3 protein-coding genes and 1 tRNA gene are annotated in these 3,122 nt (G+C 45.5%); 2 read left to right on the top strand and 2 right to left on the bottom strand.

Annotated elements, in window-relative coordinates:
• Nucleotides 1-138: 138 nt before the first annotated feature.
• Nucleotides 139-210 (bottom strand) — tRNA-Cys (locus LUQ50_RS05835).
• 74 nt (nucleotides 211-284) lie between these two features.
• On the opposite strand from LUQ50_RS05835, the gene LUQ50_RS05830 reads away from it, so the two are divergent.
• Together LUQ50_RS05830 and LUQ50_RS05825 are read left to right on the top strand one after the other, a co-directional pair.
• Complete coding sequence (locus LUQ50_RS05830; protein WP_300037575.1) at nucleotides 285-1,262, top strand: pirin family protein; 978 nt, start codon at nucleotides 285-287, stop codon at nucleotides 1,260-1,262.
• A gap of 10 nt (nucleotides 1,263-1,272) precedes the next feature.
• On the top strand, nucleotides 1,273-1,833 hold the full coding sequence (locus LUQ50_RS05825) for an NADPH-dependent FMN reductase (protein WP_300037573.1): 561 nt from the start codon (nucleotides 1,273-1,275) through the stop codon (nucleotides 1,831-1,833).
• Nucleotides 1,834-1,946: 113 nt separating this feature from the next.
• Here the strand turns inward: LUQ50_RS05825 and LUQ50_RS05820 are convergent, their stop codons facing one another.
• Entirely contained in the window at nucleotides 1,947-2,861 is a 915-nt protein-coding gene (locus LUQ50_RS05820; RefSeq protein WP_300037568.1) for an ABC transporter substrate-binding protein, read from the bottom strand.
• Nucleotides 2,862-3,122: the final 261 nt, after the last annotated feature.

Genomic DNA, 3,122 nt, shown 5'->3' with positions numbered 1-3,122 from the left:
TCAGGGAGTCGTTCTTTCAGAGATTGAACAAGAATCTTTTCCCAGGATCTTCGAACCGGTTCACTCTTTAAAAAAATTTCAGCGTATCGGATCAACCAGATATCAGGGTTCATAAATGCACCGTATACATAAGGATAGAGCCAAGGTCCGGATTTGAACCGGAGTATAGCTGATCTGCAGTCAGCCGCGTGGCCGCTCCGCCACCTTGGCATTACATCAGGAATTACCTGTTGCTGATACACGGTCTACCTCTTCAGAGATAAGTGGTAATATTGAGGCAACATTTGCTCCATGTTATCTCAGGTACATCGATCAGTACTGACACCAGGAAAGGGATAATTCAAACATTTCTTATGCCTCACGACAACCTTATTACTCACCTTCCCATATCCTTGCATCATATGGCACATGCCAGATCAATTGCAAAATTATTTACATCCCGTGAAACGATGGAAGGGGCTGGTGTCCGGCTTCACCGAGCGTTTGGTTATCATACGATCCCTGACTTTGATCCATTTCTTATGTTTGATGACTTTCGTGCTGACCGCCCGGAGGATTATCTCGCTGGTTTTCCCTGGCACCCGCACCGTGGAATTGAGACCGTTACCTATATGCTGGAAGGAACAGTCGAACATGGTGATAGTATGGGTCATGTAGGGAACGTCGATGCCGGGGGTGTGCAGTGGATGACGGCAGGTTCTGGAATTATCCACCAGGAGATGCCAAAACCCATAAACGGACGGATGGGTGGGTTTCAGCTCTGGGTGAACCTCCCTCGTGCCCATAAGATGATGGATCCATGGTACCAGGAGATTTCTGCTGAAAAAATTCCTCTGGTCAGGTTACCCGGGGGGATACAGATCAGAGTAATAAGTGGCAGGATCGGTGATACCGCAGGACCTGTCAATCCTGTCATCGCAGATATGGAGTACCTTGACGTATCACTGGACCCTGATTCCTCGTTTACTCATGCGGTCAAACCAGGTTCCATGGCAGCTGCCTATGTCATCTCTGGATCAGGAAGATTTGACCAGCAATCAAAAGATGATCTCGTGAACCGGAGTGTAGTCCTGTACGGACAAGAGGGTGAAACAATCGGGATTCATGCGGGGAGTCAGGGAGTTCGGTTCCTGCTCTTTTCCGGTAAACCGTTACGTGAACCAATTGCCTGGGGAGGTCCCATCGTTATGAACACTCAGGAAGAACTGGAGCAGGCTTTTTCAGATTATGAGCATGATAGATTTATCAGAAAAAAATCCTAATGTGAACCATATGAATCAGTACATCATCGCTACCATCGTGGGAAGTCTTCGTAAGGATTCCTTCAACAAAAAAATGGCAATTGCCATTGAAAAGATCGCACCTTCTGAATTTTCATTTAATCATGTACAGATACATGATATTCCCCTGTATAATCAGGATGATGACGAACATCAGGCAGATTCTGTTAAACGAATGAAGAAGGAGATTAATGCTGCCCACGGGCTTTTGTTCGTAACACCTGAATACAACCGTTCGATTCCGGGTGTTCTGAAGAATGCCCTGGACCATGGTTCACGCCCATATGGTCAGAATGTCTGGGCTGGAAAGCCTGCGGGCATTATAGGTGTTTCTCCGGGTGCTGCAGGGACCGCAATGGCCCAGCAACACTTACGCAATGTCCTCTCATTCCTGGATGTTTCCACCTTGCGACAGCCAGAAGCATACATCCAGATGCGGGATGGTTTGTTTGACGATGACGGAAATATCGGGGAAGCCAGCATATCATATCTTCAGAACTGGATGGATCACTATGTTGCATGGATTAAACACCATGTAACCATTCAAGAATAATTTGAACATACCATATGAGAAAATCTGTATCGAACCAGAAATTTGAGACAATATCAGATTAAAAGTCTGACCAATCAATTGATAGTCTGATTCAAAAACAGGTGCCGGGTTGGTTACCCGGAGAACTGATTCAGGGTGCTGATATTAAAGGATTCAGCATCTTTGGTAAACTCTCCTCCAAGATAAACCTGATATAGGTTAGAGAGTTCTCCATCAGTATACATATCAGCAAGGATCCCGTCAATCTTCTCAACCAGTTGCTTTGCATCCCCTTCAGACTGCTTCGAGAGGCTGTAAGCCCCGTATCCGGTGAAGGCAGCGGGGTTGAGACCTACAATCCGGGTTCCGTTGGCGATTGCATCTTCCCCGGTGGTTTCTGAAATGAGAATTGCATCAACAGATTCATCATTGAGAGCGTCAAGAGCGTCGTACTCATCCGTGTATTCTTTTATGACTGGATCTACCACCGGATTTTCGTATACGGTACCGATAATGTCGAGTTTGTTTTTAAGATAGTTCAGTTGAGCGGAAGCATTTCCAACGCCGATAATTTTGCCTGATAGGTTGGATAATCCGGTGATTTCTGTCTCATTGGTGCGGATGTAGAACCGGGATGATTCCGAGACGATTGGCCGGGTGAAATAGTAATCATCCAACCGGTCATTGGTTATATAGTAATTTGTGAAGAGATCCCAACCAGACCAGTTCCTGGTTTCAACGAGATCATGGGCAGGTGTACGATAACAGGCTTCAACCCCGAGTTTCCGGGCAATAGCAGATGTGACGGCAATGTCAAATCCGGTCATTTGGTTTTCAGTATAACAGTCCCCCGAACAGTTCGTGACTGAACTGCGTTCCACACCTGGGACGATGGACCCATAGGGAGCACCGACTGGTTCCATAGCGATGATCAGGCTTCCCCGTTCGATGATAGTGTCAAGGCGGTCCGGAGAGGCGGCAGTCGTAATCGTTGTGAACAACAGCATAACAAGAACAATTCCGATCAGAAGACAATAGATAGACTTCATGTGATCTCCTGAAAAGGTAATCTGCTGTTAAAGATGATAAGGGTTGAGAATCTCATGAACAAAAATGTAGTTTGAATCTGTTACTCATTATTTTATCACGTTATTGAGATATTATCGAGCCTTATGTTCGGTTTGACACTGGATAATAACTACCCCTTTAGCGTGAGTGTGCCACCTACTCACGACTAACAATCGGATATTTATTCTTCATTTTTAAATCTCTCTAAAATTTCGTACCGGAAGTTTTATTTCCTTGTAGGT

This window comes from Methanospirillum sp., assembly GCF_028679455.1.
Classification (GTDB): Archaea; Halobacteriota; Methanomicrobia; order Methanomicrobiales; family Methanospirillaceae; genus Methanospirillum.
This window is presented reverse-complemented; position numbering and strand designations above follow the sequence as displayed.

Coding starts and splice junctions, on each gene's coding strand:
- LUQ50_RS05820 (WP_300037568.1), bottom strand. CDS start 2,861: ATGAAGTCTATCTATTGTCTTCTGATCGGAATTGTTCTTGTTATGCTG.
- LUQ50_RS05825 (WP_300037573.1), top strand. CDS start 1,273: ATGAATCAGTACATCATCGCTACCATCGTGGGAAGTCTTCGTAAGGAT.